The 17,834-nt window shown below is 33.9% G+C and carries 16 protein-coding genes, 1 pseudogene and 1 riboswitch; of the genes and pseudogenes, 11 read left to right on the forward strand and 6 right to left on the reverse strand.

What is annotated here, in order from left to right; translation table 11 throughout:
• The first annotated feature begins 867 nt into the window (after window positions 1-867).
• Both HHU08_RS06125 and HHU08_RS25405 read left to right on the forward strand, forming a co-directional pair.
• Window positions 868-2,850 carry a sensor domain-containing protein gene (locus HHU08_RS06125; RefSeq protein WP_169188042.1) on the forward strand — a complete coding sequence of 661 codons (1,983 nt, stop codon included), beginning with the start codon at window positions 868-870 and terminating at the stop codon, window positions 2,848-2,850.
• Window positions 2,851-2,944: 94 nt separating this feature from the next.
• Window positions 2,945-3,292 (forward strand): EAL domain-containing protein, encoded by a 348-nt coding sequence (locus HHU08_RS25405; protein ID WP_407939860.1) that lies wholly within the window; start codon window positions 2,945-2,947, stop codon window positions 3,290-3,292.
• Between the two features lie 104 nt (window positions 3,293-3,396).
• On the opposite strand, the gene HHU08_RS06135 is transcribed toward HHU08_RS25405, so the two are convergent.
• Complete coding sequence (locus HHU08_RS06135) at window positions 3,397-3,690, reverse strand: hypothetical protein (protein WP_016201844.1); 294 nt, start codon at window positions 3,688-3,690, stop codon at window positions 3,397-3,399.
• Between the two features lie 134 nt (window positions 3,691-3,824).
• Between HHU08_RS06135 and HHU08_RS06140 the strand changes: the two genes are divergently transcribed.
• The 6 genes from HHU08_RS06140 (at window position 3,825) to HHU08_RS06165 (ending at window position 7,715) form a co-directional block, all read left to right on the forward strand.
• A complete protein-coding gene (locus HHU08_RS06140) occupies window positions 3,825-4,310 on the forward strand; it encodes a CBO0543 family protein (RefSeq protein WP_016201845.1) in 486 nt (161 codons plus the stop codon).
• Between the two features lie 224 nt (window positions 4,311-4,534).
• Complete coding sequence (locus HHU08_RS06145; protein ID WP_156827736.1) at window positions 4,535-4,708, forward strand: hypothetical protein; 174 nt, start codon at window positions 4,535-4,537, stop codon at window positions 4,706-4,708.
• Window positions 4,709-4,746: 38 nt separating this feature from the next.
• Window positions 4,747-5,139 carry a DUF454 family protein gene (locus HHU08_RS06150; protein ID WP_169188044.1) on the forward strand — a complete coding sequence of 131 codons (393 nt, stop codon included), beginning with the start codon at window positions 4,747-4,749 and terminating at the stop codon, window positions 5,137-5,139.
• A gap of 196 nt (window positions 5,140-5,335) precedes the next feature.
• Window positions 5,336-5,851, forward strand: a complete 516-nt coding sequence (locus HHU08_RS06155; RefSeq protein ID WP_016201847.1) for a hypothetical protein — start codon at window positions 5,336-5,338, stop codon at window positions 5,849-5,851.
• Between the two features lie 565 nt (window positions 5,852-6,416).
• Window positions 6,417-6,764, forward strand: coding sequence for a GNAT family N-acetyltransferase (locus tag HHU08_RS06160; protein WP_016201848.1), 348 nt, complete (start codon window positions 6,417-6,419; stop codon window positions 6,762-6,764).
• Between the two features lie 48 nt (window positions 6,765-6,812).
• On the forward strand, window positions 6,813-7,715 hold the full coding sequence (locus HHU08_RS06165; protein ID WP_169188045.1) for a phosphotransferase: 903 nt from the start codon (window positions 6,813-6,815) through the stop codon (window positions 7,713-7,715).
• 84 nt (window positions 7,716-7,799) lie between these two features.
• On the opposite strand, the gene HHU08_RS06170 is transcribed toward HHU08_RS06165, so the two are convergent.
• The gene (locus HHU08_RS06170) at window positions 7,800-8,780 is read right to left on the reverse strand and encodes an aldo/keto reductase (protein WP_016201850.1); all 981 of its coding nucleotides are present in this window, start codon (window positions 8,778-8,780) and stop codon (window positions 7,800-7,802) included.
• Between the two features lie 1,383 nt (window positions 8,781-10,163).
• On the opposite strand from HHU08_RS06170, the gene HHU08_RS06180 reads away from it, so the two are divergent.
• A complete protein-coding gene (locus tag HHU08_RS06180) occupies window positions 10,164-10,553 on the forward strand; it encodes a sporulation protein (protein ID WP_016201851.1) in 390 nt (129 codons plus the stop codon).
• Between the two features lie 141 nt (window positions 10,554-10,694).
• On the opposite strand, the gene HHU08_RS06185 is transcribed toward HHU08_RS06180, so the two are convergent.
• Window positions 10,695-12,521, reverse strand: a complete 1,827-nt coding sequence (locus HHU08_RS06185; protein WP_169188047.1) for an APC family permease — start codon at window positions 12,519-12,521, stop codon at window positions 10,695-10,697.
• A gap of 149 nt (window positions 12,522-12,670) precedes the next feature.
• Window positions 12,671-12,820, reverse strand: a riboswitch (cyclic di-AMP (ydaO/yuaA leader).
• A 145-nt stretch (window positions 12,821-12,965) separates the two neighbouring features.
• Between HHU08_RS06185 and HHU08_RS06190 the strand changes: the two genes are divergently transcribed.
• Window positions 12,966-13,088, forward strand: a complete 123-nt coding sequence (locus HHU08_RS06190) for a hypothetical protein (RefSeq protein WP_016201853.1) — start codon at window positions 12,966-12,968, stop codon at window positions 13,086-13,088.
• A gap of 181 nt (window positions 13,089-13,269) precedes the next feature.
• A pseudogene (locus tag HHU08_RS06195) lies at window positions 13,270-14,713 on the forward strand (spore germination protein).
• Between the two features lie 229 nt (window positions 14,714-14,942).
• Here HHU08_RS06195 and HHU08_RS06205 read toward each other — a convergent pair.
• From HHU08_RS06205 to HHU08_RS06215, 3 genes are read right to left on the reverse strand one after another with little or no spacing between them, the layout of a single operon-like run.
• On the reverse strand, window positions 14,943-15,746 hold the full coding sequence (locus HHU08_RS06205; RefSeq protein ID WP_169188048.1) for an ABC transporter ATP-binding protein: 804 nt from the start codon (window positions 15,744-15,746) through the stop codon (window positions 14,943-14,945).
• Window positions 15,747-15,763: 17 nt separating this feature from the next.
• Window positions 15,764-16,819 carry a FecCD family ABC transporter permease gene (locus HHU08_RS06210; RefSeq protein ID WP_016201856.1) on the reverse strand — a complete coding sequence of 352 codons (1,056 nt, stop codon included), beginning with the start codon at window positions 16,817-16,819 and terminating at the stop codon, window positions 15,764-15,766.
• Window positions 16,816-17,820, reverse strand: a complete 1,005-nt coding sequence (locus HHU08_RS06215) for a FecCD family ABC transporter permease (protein ID WP_169188049.1) — start codon at window positions 17,818-17,820, stop codon at window positions 16,816-16,818. Before HHU08_RS06215 ends, HHU08_RS06210 begins: the two co-directional genes overlap by 4 nt.
• Window positions 17,821-17,834: the final 14 nt, after the last annotated feature.

Raw genomic sequence — 17,834 nt, forward strand, 5'->3', positions numbered from 1 at the left:
AACTCCAAAAAAGTTATAGTGAGCACCAATGAAATTAATAGTTGTTAATATTAAGGTGCAAAAAGTAAGAAGCGTTTAATTGTTTTTCTAGGAAGGATCAGTAAAGATGTCCAGGACGATAATAAGATAATTCGAAGTATGTATATCAACATACATATCTCTCCTTTTAAGTATTTTATTTTTTACCATAGTTTTTATAAATATGTAAACGTTTAATCCCAAATAAATTTATATGAAAGAAAAACTAGTAGACATATGTCTCATTTGATTGCAGTATTTAAAAGCTATTATAAGAAATCATTGGTATCTATCTTTTTTCTCTTGTCCGTAAAGATAATGCTAACTAAAGGTAGCAATTTAATGATAATATATATCAAGGTTCGGTTTGATACTATATGTTGTGCAGGAGAATACTCTAATGAATAGCGTAAAAAGAGCAATAAAATTTTCACTCATCACCCATTTTATTCTGTTACTAATAGTTTTTGGCATACTAGGATATATGCCTTATTTAAAATCAAAGGACACTATGAGTACCTTTGTAATCATAGGACCTTTCGGAGGGAATCTTGTTCCATATTTTCTCGTTTCTTTTCTTCTTATTACGGTTCTTTTTATGCTAGTAAGTTTTTTATTAAAGCGAAAATGAGGGATGTTGCTTCTCATTTCTCTAAAAAAAACACAACTGTTTATAAGTTGTGTTTTTTTTGAAGCAAAATGGTTTAAATATATAGTAACTTAACTTTTGTTTACTAATAACGATTAAAAAGAGTGAGATACTATTAATAGTTATCCAATTGTTGTTGAGTTGATTCATTCTATACAGCAAAAGATGCTGTTGTAATTATTTTTTAAAAGGAGGCTGCTATGAGTCCATTCCTATATTTAGTATTCAGTATTTTTCTATGTTGTTTTTCTTTAATGTTGATTCTCCATGTCACTAATATTGCCGTAAAGCAAAATTATAAAGAGTCCACACTTACATTCCTTGTAGCTGTGATAGCGGGTATTTTAATTACACTGATTCCATATTTAAGTCTACTGGCTACAAATATACTTGAATTTAAATTAGAGTATTTATTGCATTTGATAAAGTTTAGTATGTTTAGCATTCTGTTTTGTTTCGCTTGTTTTATGCTAATGGGGATTATGGGGAAAATTCCAATAAAACCGAGAAAAATCAAATATAATAGAGTGCGTGAAAAGTATGCTTATATTACAGTAAGTGTATGTGGATCTATTTTTATATTAGGATTTACATATTATTTACTATATACCTTAAAAATGCCGTTACTTTTATTAAAAGAACATTTAATTATTTCACTAGTACTGTTAATTTCCGCTATTTATACTTTGTCAAGAATATATGAGCATCTTTATATTGATAAGCTCATTATTAAAAGAAGAATATCTTTCTTTAAAATGCTTTTTCTTTTCTTTATGTTTAGTATTTGTATCAATTCCAGTCTCTATATTTTTGTTATTAGCCTTCTTTTAAAATTTAATTTTTATATGGGAACAGTCGCATTAGTTAGTGTGGTAGTATTATTTATTTTAACAATCCATTATATTGAAAATCAGCTTAAATATCAGCAGGAGCAATTAGAGCATAAAAATAACATCTTAACAATTAATGAACAGCATTATCGTTCTCTTTTTGAAAATAATCCAGATGCTGTTTTTACATTAGATTTAGCAGGCAACTTTATTGCAGTAAATGCATCTGTTCTCCCCTTAACTAATCTTACGTTAGAGGAACTTCTCCAGCTCACATTAATGGATTTACTGGTAGAAGAAGAAAAAAACAAAATGTTGCTAATACTCAAAGATGTCTATAAAGGGAGCAATGCAAGTTTTGAAACGATTATGAGAACAAAAGGGGAAAAAACAGTAAACCTAAAAGTTACTGCTTTACCTATTAATATTAATGAAAAGATAACAGGTGCCTACTTTATTGCGCAAGATATAACGAAACAAATTGAAATGCAAAATAAAGTTCGATTCTTGGCTTATCATGATGAATTGACCGGACTATTAAATAGAAGAGGGATTTATCGGAGAGTGGAGAATTATATTCAATCAAAAACACTTGCTGCAGCCATTTTAATTGATATTGATATGTTTAAGGATATTAATGATCATCTCGGTCATATGGCTGGGGACATTTTTCTCCAACAAGTAGCTTATAGATTACATCAGGTAATAGAGACAAAAGGATTGATTGGAAGAATGGGTGGAGATGAATTTTTAATATGTATGACAGCAACTCAGGATAAATGGGAAGTAATTGAAATCCTTCAAGAAATTCAAACAGCAATGAAAGAACCGTTTAAAATTCAGGAATCCACTAAAGAAATCACATTAAGTATTGGGGTATCTTATTTTCCCGAAGATGGAGAGGACTTTAACACTTTAATCAAGCATGCGGATATGGCGATGTATAAAGCGAAGAAACATGGCAGAAATAACTTTATAGAATATTCATCTGCTTTTGAGGAAGAAAAGTTAAACCAAATAACAATGCTGCAAGAATTAAAATTAGCAATTAACCAAGAGCAATTTCATTTGAATTTTCAACCTAAGCATAGTTCTAATGATAATAAAATTGTTGGAATAGAGACATTAGTAAGATGGCAGCATCCGTCAAAAGGAATTATCAGCCCAGTTAAATTTATCCCTTTAACGGAGCAAAATGGTTTAATCATTCCTATTAGTAATTGGATTATTCAAGAAGCTTGCAGGATTTATTCACAATGGATTCAAAGTTATCATGTGTCCTTTCATCTATCGATTAATGTATCTCCAGCCCATTTTTTAGATAATGGTTTTATTGATTTCTTATTAAAATAAGTAGAAAAGTATCATATACCTACTTCTATGATAGATATTGAAATAACAGAAAATTTAGCAATAGAAAATACGGAATTGACCAGAAAAAAGATCAATATTCTTAAGAAAAAAAGGATTTCAAATATCAATGGATGATTTCGGAACGGGGTACACTTCCTTAACTTATTTATCACAATTTAATTTAGATCGGATTAAAATTGATCGCTCATTTATAATGGAACTTCCAGATAATGGGAATAATGGAGCTATTGTTGAATCATTAATATCTGTTGCTAAAAACCTGGATATGATTGTAACAGCAGAAGGGGTAGAGACAGAAGCACAATTAAAAATACTTAACAAATGGGGGTGTGACGAAATTCAAGGATATTTTTTCAGCAAGCCATTACCAGCTGAAGAGCTTATTGAATACTGGAACAAACAAGTTAAGGATGACTGTTAATATAAGCATTCCTTTCCTCTTATATCATTTAAAAAGGCAGGGGTACGTTGTAAGTAAAGGCGGAGCTGCCCCTGTTCCTTTACTGAAAAATGAAATGGAACATATTAGTTAGAGTGCTTTTCTTTTCTTTTTTGGAGATAGGATAAAATAGTTGTTTTTAATGAAGCATAGGACCCGATAGCAGAATAACCGTAAAACCAGCCCATAAATAAACCAGCAACGAGACTATGTCTATGACTGATAAAAACAGAGATGAATAATCCTAGAGCTAAGGCGATGGTTGGAACATACTTTTTGGGTATCTTTAAAAAAATCTTGAGTAGTTGGGTAATAATCATAACCACAGGGACAGCTATTACGGCGTCCCAAAAGTTTGTTTGAATAGTCGGGAAATCCATTAAATGCACCACCTTTTAAAAATTAGTATTCCATGTCCTTTTGTAACTAATACAAATAGGTAGTAATTTATACTCAAAAGCATGGAATAAACGGCTTTATGAAGAGCATATTAAATGCAGAGGTGGATAATTTAATGGAGAAAAATAAGATGGAGAAACGATTTTTAAAAGGGTTACTTATTGGGAATTTATTAATTCTACTACCTGTTTTATTTAGGAAGCCTCCAATAAAAGATTGGATATTTGTTTATTTGTATAATGCAGTCACAAATGGCTTAATTGATATGCTATTAACGTCCTATAAAGTAATTAGATATCCAGTTCGCTTTCTACCCAACTTATTCAAAATTCATATATTGTTTGATTTTTTAATTTATCCGACATTTACAGTTTTTTATAATCAGTTAACGAAGAAAGATAAACCTTTTGTTGTTTTATATAAATTAATTTTATTTACAATACCATTTTTATTTATCGAAATATGGGCGGAAAGAAAAACAAAGTTAATTAAATGGAAAAAAGGCTGGAAATGGTATCATACTTATTTTAGCATTATCCTTAAGTCACTTTTGACAAGATCGATTATCGAAGCACTAAGGAAAATGAAATTTTTAAGGTGACTAACAAGGTATACAAACGTTTATGAACTTACTAATAAGGGGAATATAAAATTTGTGAACTAAATCTTTCTATCTCATTTTAAAAGAAAACATAGTTATTTCGTCTTTTTTATTGTAAAATGGCGAAGTGGAATAGTGTATAAAACAGATGAATTGTGAATTAGTATTTAATACATACTGTACGTGATTAGGATAGTAATGGTAATCCTAAGAAAGGAAAGCAAATGACGAAAATCGTAAATATCATTCTTTTAATTAATGTTATAGGAATTGTTCTTTATGCAGCAGGGGTTCTTAATACGAATATATTCCGAGTGGAGTTTTTATCTTCTGGTGTTATTATGCTTCTTTTTGGTCTAAGAGATCTTGTAAGAGATGTAAAAAGAAGACGACGTTAAGCATCTTTTCTGAAAAAAGGGCAGGAAGGGAGCAAAAAATGAAGCCTATCTATCGATGGATGTATATTTTTTTAGGAACAATCTTTTTGATTTTAGGGATAATTGGAGTTTTTTTACCTTTGTTGCCAACTACCCCTTTCTTATTATTAACTTCCTTTTTCTATATGAGAGGTTCTGAGCGTATTAATAAGTGGTTTCGTTCTACTTCCTTTTATCGTGATTATGTGGAAGGATTCCGAAAAGGGGAACTGACGATAAAGCAAAAGATAAAAATTATTATCTCCTGTTATATTTGCTTAGCTATAAGTGCTATCTTTGTTGATCATTTATATACGAGGATTGTTTTAGGATGCATTGCGATTGTCCAAGCGATCTCCATGTTTATTATAAAGACGAAAAAAGAGAATCCGGAAGTAATTATAAAAAAATAGAAACAAATCGATGGATGGCCTTATTTAAGGAATCCTTTTTTGTGTTCTTCTCCAAATTTGCAACTAAAAATATGGCTCCTGTTGTTAATAGTTGAAAAGATTTCCTTTTTAATAGTAAAATATAAACACATAAGATATTGATTAAATCCCCATATTATTTCCTCAGCAATACCAACATTTCATTTTGGAGGTAAACATGAATAAAATTTCACAAGCAGAAGCAGTTAAATTAAAGAGTGTTCTTTCTAAAAGAATCCATGAACTAGAAGAGGAAATGGATAGAGTTGCTTTTGTGCAAATAGAAGCAGGTAAATCTATTCCGAAGCAAAAACGGACGATTCTTGATGTAGAGCAGGAAATAGAAGACGTACGTGCTGACTATCGATTGCTTGATAAGCTAATGTATCGTGCCAATATTGATAACGAAATAAGCTTTGAAAATACGAATATCTCAATAGTAGAAGCGATTGAGCTAGCAACACAGCTTCGTGCTAAAGCGAGAAAATATAAAGAGTTTGCGGCAGCGGAAAAGGAAGAATACGTCTATTCTTATGGTGAAACGGTCCAACTAATGAAGGTAGCAACGTTTGAACCAGAAGATTATCGTTTGAAAAGTCTTGAATGTGAAAGAAAAGCGAACCGCCTATCGAATTTAATTAACAGTAAAAACTATCAAATTGAACTAGATTTTGATGGAGAGAAATATTTTTAAATTTATGGCCTTGAATAGGTGAGACTCCTATTCAAGGATAGAAGGATTCCTCTCTTGGTGTACAAAGGTACGTTTACATGGTGCTGGCTAAACCAATGACCACTAACCCATTACTCGTTTACGCTTAACCCTTTACCCATGATTGCAATGGCGGTCGCAGACCATATTAGTCCTCTAAATCCTTCTATGAAGAAGCCAGTCAAAGAGTAGAATCTATTCTTTGGCTGGTTTTATTTTTGGATTAAACTTATTTTATGACTGTTTTTTGTCATGTTTGGTGCTAGTAAGCCGCAGCCTGAATACACTTCGCTTTCCATGGGGCGAGCGGCGAGCCTCCTCGGCACTTCGCCTCCGGGGTCTCAGACTGTCTCGCTAATCCCACAGGAGTCTACGTGTATTCAGGCTGCTCAGTATTCCTTAATAATTTATTCTAGTGAAATAACAATCATTTAGAAAACAACCTATCTAATAATAAAGGAGTTGGGTGGAAAGTGATTAGAATGCAAGATTAAGAGATGCAGAGGAGATTTCTAGAATATGTGTCTAATTAGGTTATTTCGTATCAATGGAAGAGATGAATACTCGTGTGCTACGAATAACTGAGGCTAAAGATAATGCTATTTTTGTCTATGAAGAGATTGAGAATAAGCTCTTAGGATGGGTTCATGTTTTTGGTAAGTATCTAATTGAACTTGAGTATGCAGAAATTGGTGGATTAGATATAGATTGTAATGCTAGAAGACAGGGGATCGGCTTAAAATTAATGGGAAAATGTGAGATAGGGGCAATAGAAAATGGTTATCAAGAAATAAAATTACGTCCAGGCGAACAGAGAAAAGAAGCCCATAAATTTTATAAGAAAATTGGTTGTGATAAGATCAAAAGTCAACAACTTTTTTTATTGAAGTTATAATTATATCGTTTCTTTAGTTGGGAATAATAATGGAAAGGAGTTAATCTAATGACGAATATATGGGATCCAGAATACACGATAACAAAGGAACTAGCTTCGCGATTGATAGAGGAACAGTTTCCTATTAGTGTAGATTCTATTGAAGAAATAGGGGAAGGGTTTGATAATACTATTTTCCGTGTCAATAAATGTTATACTTTTCGATTCCCGAGAAGAGAGATTGCGGTGAAACTTTTAAAAAGTGAATGGGAGCTATTACGGATTATCGCAGATCAACTGCCAGTACCCGTTCCGAAGCCGATTTTTTTAGGGGCAGAAAGCCATGCCTTTCCAAGAATTTTTATAGGATATCATTATTTAGCTGGGAAAGCTCCTCAAGCGTTAACCAATGAAGAAAGATTAAAGATGATAAAGCCGTTAGCGATGTTTTTGAAAAAATTGCATTCTCTTACAATAGACCGATTCCAGACGGTTCCATATGATGAATTCGATCGACTTCATATTGACAAAAGAAAATCCCGATTAATTGATGCTATTCAGAAACTGCAAAAATATGAAAATCTTTCTTTATTCGATTTAGCCAAAGACTATGCAAAGAACGTAACACATAATACAGTCCCAAACGTTACCGTATTGACGCATGGAGATTTGCACATTCGCAATATGCTTGTAAATGAAGAGAAGGAGCTTGCTGGAATGATTGATTGGGGTGATACACATATTGGTCATCCAGCTGTTGATTTATCCATTGCTTACAGTTTATTTCCTTCTGAAGGACAAAAGCAATTTTTCTCTATCTATGGGGAAGTAGATGATACTACGTTAAAACTAGCTCAGTTTAAAGCGATATTTACGATTGTATCCTTGCTTACCTACAGCATAGATAAAAAAGATAATGAACTTTATGAAGAAGGGAAAATTAGTTTATCTCTTGTTTTGTTAGGAGAATAGTTAAGGATGATTAAACATATTTTGTCTCCATATAAAATAACCGGACGATCAACTGAATGTTTACGCCCGGTTAATGCTTGAACTTTACGCAAATCCAAGTACTGGATGCGGAATATATGGTTCTTCTAAGCTAGTAATTTCTTCTTGTGTCAATTGTAATGAAAGTGCCGCAGCGGCATCTTCTAGATGATGCAGTTTTGTTGCGCCAATAATAGGTGCGGTAACGGGTTCTTTTTGTAAAACCCATGCAAGTGCAACTTGTGCACGAGGCACGCCACGTTTTTCTGCCATTGCTTTTACGCGTTCCACGACTTGGCGATCCGCTGCTTCTGTGTGAGAATATAATGTTTTGCCAAATTCATCTGTTTCTTTGCGGGTACTTGTTTCTTCCCAATCTCTAGTTAAGCGACCACGTGCCATCGGGCTCCATGGGATGACTCCAATACCTTCTTCTTTACAGAGGGGCAGCATTTCTCGTTCTTCCTCACGGTAAAGAAGATTCAAGTAATTTTGCATTGATACGAAACGTGTCCAGCCATTCTTTTCCGCTATATGATTTGCTTTTAAAAATTGCCATGCATACATGGATGAAGCTCCGATATAACGGACTTTTCCAGCTTTAACAATATCGTGTAATGCTTCCATTGTTTCTTCAATTGGCGTTCCATAATCCCATCTATGTATTTGATAGAGATCCACATAATCTGTACCAAGTCTTTTTAAACTATTGTCAATTTCACTCATAATTGCTTTTCGGGAAAGTCCAGCACCATTAACACCTGGACGCATTCTGCCATGTACCTTTGTAGCAAGAACAACCTCATCGCGACTCGTAAAGTCACGTAATGCCCGTCCTACAATTTCTTCGCTTGAACCATCAGAGTAGACATTTGCGGTATCAAAAAAGTTAATGCCAAGCTCCAATGCTTTTTTGATAAATGGACGACTATCGCTTTCTGTTAATGTCCATGCATGACCACCACGATCGGGTTCCCCATAACTCATACAACCAAGACAAAGACGAGAGACTTCTAAACCAGTAGAGCCTAATTTAACATAATCCATTTGCTACTCCTCCTTTTGGTTTCATTATAAAGTCCGTCTTTTGATATTGCGAGGGATATGAATTATGAATTTATGAAGAATTCTGTATTGCTAGAAATTTATTATAGGGTTGGATTTTGTGTTAAGATGCATTCTTTGTTTTTAGAAAGGTCATTCTTTGATAATATAAAAAGGTAAGAAATTAATTAAGCGCTGTTATATTACTTTGTTATAGCCATTGGGGGATTATAATGGATTGAAGTCTGTTTTGCTAAATATAAATCTAGTATTTAAATAGAGCCTTACAGTACTTTTAAAGAAATGTTAAAGGTTGTGATTTTTATCCTACAGTTTTTAACTATTTATGGGTTTTATTTGTTACCTGTTTATTGTATTATCTTCTGTTTAAACCTTGTATCTTTATTAAAGAAGATAAAAGAGGAAGATTATACAACCAAGAATACAATATGGTTAACCGTTTCTTTTATATTAATTATTATGACCATTGCTTCCCTTGCAGCTCTTGATTAAAATGGGTGGAGCTACGGGTAAAATCTAAAAGGAAACAAAGTCTCTGAATTTTATCAGTGTTCGTTTAAAGACAAAAGCAATTGGTACAAGAGGACACGAGAATTATAGAGATTGGCTTTTAATTGAGTTATTTAGTTGGATCTAATAAAAGATTAGAGCATTCAATCTAAGATTTGAATACTTAAAATAAAACAACCTATTAATTTACAGTTGACGTACTATATTAAATAATTGTAATATTAATATACAGTCTTAGAGTTAAGATTGTACACAATAAAAGTTATTAAACTCCAAAGGGGAGTAGCTAACAGTTATGTCGACAATACGTGATAATTTTATCACCGGCTTAACTGGCAACGTAAGTTGTTTGCGAGACCTTTGCCATTAGGTGAAGGGATATAAAATTAGAATTAGAGACCTTTACCAGTTTACGGTGAAGGTCTTTTTGTGTTTTAGGAGGAAAAAGAGCTGACCATCTACACGTTACATTCATTTTAATTTGTGAAAAAGGAGAAAAAATTTTTAAATGGACAGTGATGATCATAGGAAATTATCTATGTTATTTACATTTTTTGTTACCGTCAAACTATATCTAATTAGTATTGTAACCTTAGAAATAAATTACCCACCACGAAGGATTTCCATTCAATCGATGGTTACAACCCAATCTCAACAAACGGTAATGAATCATTACACTTTACCCCACTCTTAACGAACAGTAAGCCCCCTTCAAGCTTATGAGCCTACGAGGAAGCTAGGTGGGAGATCAACTGTCCGTAAAGGTCCGAGAGGTTCAACTAACCATCAGCGGGGGAGGAAGAAAGACCCCCACTGATGGAAGTTTCACTTTATAAATTAGGAGGAAGACGTTCATTGTTGAAAAACATTAAGAATTTTTTTGCAAGAAGTTTGCCGAATGTAGACTTAGTTTTAGAGAAAAACGAAGTGAGGCACGACGAAACTATTGCAGGGGATTTTTATATAAAAGGTGGAGCAAAGCAGCAAAAGTTAAAAAGGTTAGAGTGTATTTTGCTCAAGGTGTATAAAGATGAATCAAAAGAGACAGTAGAAACGGTAAAAACAATTCTTATGTCTAGGACATTACTAGCTAAAGAAAATGCTATGATCCCATTTACTTTTTTAGTATCTAAAGAAATGGAACCATCAACGGAGGAATTTACCTATAAATTGCATACAAATCTCTTTTTCGCTGAGAATAAGGTAAGTACAGACCATGATGAATTAGTAATAGTAAAAGAATAGAAAGATAGACTATCTTTTGGATAGAAAATCCAAAAGATGAACAATAATAATTTGGGACATTCATGAAAAAAGAGCCTCTATATGATTAAGAGGCTCCTACTAATATAATATTTAATTATTGATTTGACTGATTTTTATGTTTTATTTTGTTAAATGGTAAGGTACTGTTGTTATTACAACGTTTCTTCGATACAATAAAAATGTTCTAATCAATAAACTAGATTGATTATGAAGAATATTGTGCCAACCTTTCTTCGGTATGAATTGTGGAATGACCACCGTTACCTGGTAATTTCCTTCTTTTGCTTTATGCTCAACTGTATCAACAAATTTTCTAAGTGGGTTAATGATACTTCGGTAATAAGAGTGAAGTGTCACAAGCCTAATTTCAGGTTGCCATTTTGCCCATTTCGCTTCGAAAATTTTTTCTTCTTCTCTCTCAAAAGAAACATAAACAGCAATAATTTGTTCTGGTTTAAGTGATTTAGCGTAATTTAGGGTATTCTCTACTACGTGAGTCATTCCTGCTACAGGTACAATCATCACATTCCCTTGAATAGTTAAAGCCGGTTCACAAGTAGTAAGTCTAAGCTGGTCACCAACTGCTAAATAGTGTTTATTTATTTTATGAAAGATAAACACAATGATAGGCAAGAAAATTAATATGGACCATATCTGTGAGAATTTTGTTAAAAAGAATACCATTGTAACGATAAAACTTATTAAAGCACCAACTGTATTAATAATAAATTTGGGAACCCACCCCTTTGGTTTTTCTCTAAGCCACTTAACCATCATTCCACTTTGTGACAAGGTGAATGGGAGGAAAACCCCAACAGCATAAAGCGGAATTAGATGCTCTGTTTTAGCATTAAAAACTAGGATTAGAAGGATTGAAGCTAGACCCAAGATTATTATTCCATTTGAATAACCTAGACGGTCTCCTCTGATTAGGAACATCCTCGGAACAAATTTATCTTTAGCAAGATTAACTGCAAGTAGTGGAAATGCAGAATATCCAGTGTTGGCAGCAAGAATTAGAATCAAGGCCGTTGTTACTTGAATAAAGAAATACATAAAATTACGTCCGAAAACTCCCTCTGCTATTTGGGAAACAACAGTTACTTCTGCTTTAGGAGTAATTCCGTAATAATAGGCCAAAGTTACAATTCCAGTAAATAATACTGCAAGCAAAGCTCCCATCAATAATAGGGTTTTAGCAGCGTTGTTAGGCGCAGGTTTTTTGAAATTAGGAATCGCATTTGATATAGCTTCAACACCTGTTAAAGCAGAACTTCCTGAAGCAAAGGCTTTTAATAAAATAAATAAACTGATTCCCGCAACTGGTGTACCAATTGGTGTATGAAGTTCAGATGAAACATTTCCGGTCAGTATATTATAGACACCTACGCCAATCAAAATAAACAATGCTAAGACGAATAAGTAAACAGGATAAGCTAAAATAGAAGCGGATTCAGTCACGCCTCTTAAATTTAAAACAGTTAGAAGAAGGACAAATGCAATCGCAATCTCTACATTGTAGTTATGTAAAGCAGGAAATGCAGATGTAATTGCATCAGTACCAGCAGAGACACTTACCGCAACGGTTAAGATATAATCTACTAATAAGGAACCACCAGCAATTAATCCAGGATTTACACCTAAATTGCTTTTTGACACCATATAAGCACCGCCGCCATTTGGATAAGCAAAGATGATTTGTCTATAGGATAATATAAGTGCACTTAAAAGAATTAATACTCCTATAGCTATTGGAATGGAGTACCAAAACGCAGCTGCACTTATTGTTATTAAAACAATCAAAATTTGTTCAGGACCATAGGCAACCGATGATAAAGCATCGGAAGAGAGAATGGCTAAAGCTTTTGTTTTATTCAGTTTTTGTTCACCTAGTTCATATGATTTTAATGGACGTCCAATTAAAAATCTTTTAATAGCTCCAAACATGCAAATCCACCGCCTGTTAATATGTCTTATTAATATTTACCTCAAATAAAGTCGTTACTCATGTATTTGTTATTTAAATAAAAAAGCCTACAAGCCAGTATTAATAGACCTGTAGGCACGTTAATTTTCTTGTGTCACAAGTTCCACCTTCCTTCTCATATAAACGCTTACGAGGTTAGCTGTCGGATTCGGGCCTTGAGTAGCCCTACCTAAAAAGGATTCACCCCATGGGATTAACTAATATAATACCCAGTAAAGAATGGTTCCCCCGTACCTTATGGTTTCAGCGATTTAGAAATTTGAAACAATGAAATTATCATACTCCCGCGTGTGGGAATTGTAAATAGTTTTTTAGAGTAATATTCGAAGGAGCTGGAAATGCTAATAGTAAAAATTGCTTTTATTTTCGTTATAAAATAAAAGTTGATGTAAAAGGAGGATTTCATGAAGAAAGAAAACAAACCTATAATCTCGGATGAATTTTTAGATAAATTAGCTGAAGAAATTAATCAATTATACGGAGAGCCAGCAGAGGAAGAAAGCGAGGACTATAAAAATAATGGTTAATCAAAAAAGTTATTTGAGATAAAGACAAACTCGGTATGAATTGCCCCTTCATTAATATTTATAAACGTCTAAAACCTTGATACATAAGGGGAAGACGTTTTTTTATTAATTTAGTTGAATAAGGATAAATATTAGATATTTCCACAAACTAAAGTGAATAACACTTTAAGGGAGTAATAGAATGATTAAAAAAGAATTGCTAGAATGCCTTCAAGAAAATATTAGCAATATAAAGAATACATTTCATCATACAACTGACCTTATCGTAAGGAAGATAAAGACTGGATTCGAAAATTCTTTTGATATCAACATTGTCTATTTGGATGGAATTATTGATACAGACCTCGTACAAGAATATGTTGTCAAACCATTATTAGAGCCGTTTAAGACTGTAGAATTTAAGGAATCTATTATTGATCAAATGATTGAAAGGATTTTTGAAACGGTTGATGTGCAAACCACATGCCAGTACAAAGACTTAATAGATGCTATCGTACAAGGAAATACTATAATATTGATTAATGGTTACCAAAAGGAATTATCATACCATCCGCTAAGTGGAAGGAAAGAAGTCTTGAAGAATCACTAGGAGAAAGGTCTCCAAAGGGACCGGTCATTGGGCTAACGGAACAAATAAAAACAAATATCAATTTGTTAAGAAGTACAATAAAAACTCCCGATTTTTGTGTACAAACGATGGAATTTGGGACAATCTCCAAAACAACAGTTTCAATATTATTTATAGAAGGTATTGTTGATAAAGGAATTTTACTAGAAGTACGAAAAAGGCTAGAAAGTCTAAAAATAAAGTATGTACTAAATTCAAAAGTTGTAGAAGATGTATTAGAAGGAAAACCCATGACAATTTTTAATTTGGCAAGAACTTCAGGAAGAATAGATGGAGTTGTATCCTCCTTATATGAAGGAAGAGTAATAATACTAGTAGATGGCATTCCTCATGCTATCATTACTCCCACGCTTTTTATGGATTTATTTCAGTCACCAGATGAATATCACTTAAAAATGGGGCGGTTTACAAATCGAATATTAAGAATGATTTGCTTCATTCTTTCTGTATATTTACCTGGTATTTATATTGCAATAGCAAATTTTCATCAAGAAAATATACCTGACAAGATTTCAAAGGCACTTATATCTAAAGGTGAGTTATTACCAACCTTTTGGGAAATTGCTATTCTTTTATTTTTCATTCGAATATTATTAGATGCTTCCTTTCGTATTCCAAAAAATGCAGTAATTTTGCTTTCCTTAATCGGAACAATCGTAGTAGAAAAAACAGCAGTTACAGCAAAGCTAGTACATCCAGTTAGTCTCATATTAGTAGGTATAACAACTATTTCTAGTTTACTCCTTGCTAACAGAGGAATGCTTACTGCAGAAAATACTTTAAGACCTCTTTTTTTGATTATTGCTAATTTTTTGGATTTAACGGATTAATCATCTCTGCAACCAATCAAATAATTTATATGGTAAGCATTAAATCTTTAGGTGTGCCCTATCTATCTCCTTTGATTCCGTTTAGAATACAAGAATTGAAAGATACAATCTATAGGGGAGATTTACAGACACTCATTAATAGCAAACATACTTATAAAGATGATTAATTATTTGTAAATGGTTAACGATTTGCAGAGAACATTAAAACATTAACTAATATGAGTTGATTTATCCTAATCTTGCTTTTTATCTAATTTCAAACATAAATGTAGATGCGTTCGTTTAGACAATCTCACCATTTATAGCGAGGATGAATAAACAACCTCTTGGTAGGTGAGAGTCTTGAAAGCTAGCGTTAAGGAAATTTCTCAAATACCATGAGGAGGAAATTGTTAATCATATTATTGGCTTTATATGGCGTCCTCTGCCATGAGGGATACATAAAGGTGTCCCGAAGAGGGGATCTGTCGTTACTTCACAATCAAGATTAAAAACGTCTTTAACTACCTTTGATGTAATCACTTCTTCTGGTTTTCCCTGAATATAAACAGACCGGTCCTTAATAGCAATCAGATGATCTGCATAGCGGCATGCTAGGTTTATGTCATGAAGAACCATCACAATCGTGCGGTTTTCCTTTTCATTTAATTCAAATAATAGGTCTAAAACCTCAATTTGGTGCGTCATATCTAAATAGGTAGTCGGTTCATCCAACAATATTATATTTGTATTTTGTGCAAGAGTCATTGCGATCCAGGCACGTTGTCTCTGGCCCCCCGATAAGGAATCCACTGGGCGTTCACCCAATGCCAACATACCAGTCACTTCAAGAGCATTATTGACAATTTGTTCATCTTCCTCAGACCATTGTCGGTACCATTTTTGGTATGGATAACGTCCTTGCTTCACCAATTGAAATACCGTTAGTCCTTCTGGAGCAACTGGACCTTGTGGAAGAATGGCTAATTGTTTAGCAATTTCTTTCGTGGAAAGCTTAGAAATCATCTCTTTTTCAATTAAAATGGAGCCTGACTGCGGTTTTAATAAGCGTGCTAATGAACGAAGAAGTGTTGATTTTCCACATCCATTACTTCCAATAAATACTGTAATCTCGCCTTTTGGAATCTGTAAATCTAGTTCATCTATGATGACTGTATCCCCATATGATAAAATTAGTGATTTTGTCTCTAATATTGCCATTTGATAATTGCTCCTTTCTATGCATTTCGTTGTTTATATAAAAGAAAGATGAAGTATGGAGCCCCAATTGTAGCGGTAAAAATTCCTGCAGGAACTTCAATCGGCAAAAATAAAGTACGGCCGATCGTATCTGCAATTAGTACTAAAATTGCCCCGATAAAAGCAGATAATGGCAATAACGCACCAAAAGATGAACCAACAAGCTTTCGAGCTATATGAGGTGCCATCAATCCAACGAACCCAATTCCACCTGCAAATGCTACAGCAGTCCCAATTAAAGCAGTACAAATGAGTAGTAATACGAAACGCTGCTGCTGTACTTTAGAACCTAATCCAATCGCTATCTCTTCCCCGAGATCTTGAATGTTTACAGTTCTAATCATAATGAATGATATCATTAGTAAAATTAAAATAATAGGAGCGGCAATCTGGATATTGCCCCAATTTGCGGCATAAACAGAACCAGTAATCCAAATGTTTGCCTGACTAACCTGATAAATTGGGCCTAAAATCATGAACAAAGTAGTTAATGATTTTGTTAATGCCCATAGCCCGATCCCAACCAGAACAAGGCGCACAGGTGAAACACCTTTCTTCCATGCAAGGAGATAGAGTAGAAACGCTACCAAAGTGGCACCAATAAAAGCTGCTAGCGGCATCCAACTAATGCTTATTGTCAAAGAGTGATTCATATCACTAAACAAAGCTAGAAATAGGACGACAGCTACTGAAGCGCCACCTGTTATACCGATGATATCGGGGGAAGCCAGCGGATTCCGTACAACAGACTGTAAAATGGCTCCTGCCACTGCTAAACTCATCCCGACTAATATGGATAAGAGAATTCTTGGCATTCGGAAAGATTGGACAATCAAGGTGTCGAAATCTGAACCATGTCCTAATAAAATAGTAACAATTTCCCAAGGTGGAATAAATTCTTCGCCTATACCTGCACTTATGAAGAATATAACAAGCAGAAAAATAAAAAAAGTAGAAATAAGGAATAATGATTTACTATCAAATAAAAAGGAAATATGATTCTTGGCTACTCTAAAAGATGTATATTTCTTCATGAATCCTTACCTCCTTTTCGAGCTATGTAAATAAAGAACGGTGTGCCGATGATAGCAGTCATGATGCCTACAGGTACTTCTTGAGGCATGACGATGTACCTGGCGCCAATATCTGCAAGCAATAGTAAGATTCCTCCAGTGATTCCGCAATAAGGAAGAATCCAGCGATAATCATTACCTACCAGCCATTTTACGATGTGTGGCACAACAATACCAATAAAACCAATTGGACCAGCGACTGCAACTGAAGCTCCTGAAAGGAAGATAACTGAAATTCCAATCAGCAATTTCAACGCACCAGTTCGTTGCCCAAGTCCTTTTGCAACATCTTCTCCCATGGTCAAAATATTTATCTTATTCGAAATTAAAAATGCCATTAAGCTCCCGGCAATAAGATAAGGTAAGACAGAGAATAAAATCTTTAAACTTCTTCCTTGGACGGAACCAGCCATCCAAAATAACACTTCCTCCAAGGCAGATTCATTCATTACTAAAAATCCTTGTGCCATGGATGAAAACAATGCTGCCATCGCAGCTCCGGCTAGTGTTAATTTAATGGGTGTTAGTCCCTCACGCCCCAATGATCCCAGAAAATAAACAATGACAGAGGTAACTGTTGCCCCTAAAAAAGCGAGCCAAGCAAATGCCTGTAATGAAGTAATCGATAAGAACATAAGTCCTAAAATGACAAAAAAACTGGCACCTGAATTAATGCCCAGTATATCTGGAGAAGCCAGTGGGTTTTTAGTCAAAGCCTGTAGTAGAGCCCCGGCAATCGCTAAACTACTGCCTACGACTGTTCCAATTAATGCCCTTGGAAGGCGGATTTCTTTAATAATAATATGCTCATTTGAACCATTGAAATGCTGAAAAGCTTGTATGGCCGTTTTGAAGCTAGTATCTGTATAACCTAGTACAATACTAAAAATGAAAATGATACATAATAATAATGAACCGATTACAAGTCCAGTAATTCTCCTTCCATTATTCGTTAGTAACATGTAGTTTTTCTCCT

Source organism: Niallia alba (assembly GCF_012933555.1).
In the GTDB taxonomy this organism is placed as follows: domain Bacteria; phylum Bacillota; class Bacilli; order Bacillales; family Cytobacillaceae; genus Niallia; species Niallia alba.